Annotated in this window: 1 protein-coding gene and 1 pseudogene; both read left to right on the plus strand. The window is 65.5% G+C overall.

The genetic code is table 11. The features are described from left to right. Nucleotides 1-243: pseudogene (locus tag ACFQ6H_RS29765) on the plus strand (MerR family transcriptional regulator); the annotation flags it as partial. A 196-nt stretch (nt 244-439) separates the two neighbouring features. Continuing rightward, on the plus strand, nt 440-1,354 hold the full coding sequence (locus ACFQ6H_RS29770; RefSeq protein WP_378650435.1) for a phosphotransferase: 915 nt from the start codon (nt 440-442) through the stop codon (nt 1,352-1,354). The last annotated feature ends 95 nt before the right edge of the window (nt 1,355-1,449 follow it).

A 1,449-nucleotide genomic window follows, 5' to 3' on the forward strand; every position in this document is an offset into this window, starting at 1 on the left:
CAAGCTACGGAAATCATGCGGGCGACCAATCAGGGCGACACCGAGTCCGCCTACCGCCTGATCGACAGTGCGCACGTGACGCTGCTCGCCGAGCGTGGCACTCGCACCGAGGTAGCCACAGCGCTGGGGACTCTGTCCACCACAGCACCGGCACGCGTGCGTGGTCCAGCATTGACGGTGGGTGAGCTCGCGCGCCGTCTCGGCGTGCATCCAGCCACACTGCGCACCTGGGGAGAGCACGGCAGGACCACGCGGTGACCGTGTTCAGTAGCCCGTTGCGAACCTAGACTTCCGTCCGTTCCCCTCTGCGAGCCCGGTGGCGAGTTGGTCAGCCGACTCCGTATGGCCTTGAACCGTGTCGATACAGACTGGCCGGGGCTGGCGAGGGACCGCGACAAGCACGTCGCCATCGTCAACCACCGTGGCACCCTGCAACTCGGTGTCCCTGTTTGTGGCATCCAATCTGGCCGACGCACACGGCCACCGCAATCCCCTGCACAATTGCGTTGCAATCAAGGCCCGTTACGCCGACGGCCTGCTCAAGGTCTATCAAACGGGAGACGCGGTGATCAACGGATCGGACGAGGATTTTTTGTATGGAGGGAACACGGACCCGGTGGTTCGGGTCGGTGACACTGTTCGCCGCCTGCTGCAGCCGTGGAGCCCGCGGGTGCGCGAACTGCTTGTCCGGCTTCGCGACGTCGGGTTCGACGACGCACCATACCCGTTCGGCACCGACGAACGCGGCCGCGATGTGTTCACCTATGTGCCGGGCGAGGTCGGGCACTACCCATGGACCCCCGCGGTGGGCAGTGAGGCGGCCCTGATCAGCGCGGGCCGCCTTTTGCGGCGGTTCCACGACGCGACCGTCGACGTGGCCGGCCGGTGGCGCGGTGGGTGGCGTTGGCCGGCCCGGGAGCCAGTCGAAGTGATCTGCCACAACGACTTCGCGCCGTACAACTGTGTGTTCGTCGGCGATCAGGCCCGTGGGATCTTCGACTTCGACACAGCCGGACCGGGACCGCGCTCCTGGGATCTGGCGTACGCGCTGTATCGATTCGCGCCCCTGACCAGTGGCCGACACAATGGAGCCCCAGCGTCATCGTATGTCCAGGGCACGCGGGCGCGGGCATTCCTCGACGCCTATGGCGCGGATCAGCAATTGCGCATCGGTGCACTGAACCACGTGGTGCCTCGTTTGACGGCGCTGACAACGTTCATGCGTGAGGCCGCGGACGGGGGCGATGAAAACTTCGCCCGCCACATAGCGGACGGGCACCTCGACCTCTACCTCGCCGACATCGACCATGTCACCGCACACACCACCGAGTGGATCGCAAAACTGGTCGAGTGACTCGTTCGACCAGCTGGCCGAGAAGTTCGTTGCGCAGCAACGGAAAAGCCTTGATCCCGTGAGTCGGCTCACCGAGGGCGAACAGAGACGGCGCC

The sequence above is a fragment of the Rhodococcus sp. NPDC056506 genome (assembly GCF_042794945.1).
Lineage (GTDB): Bacteria > Actinomycetota > Actinomycetes > Mycobacteriales > Mycobacteriaceae > Rhodococcus_F.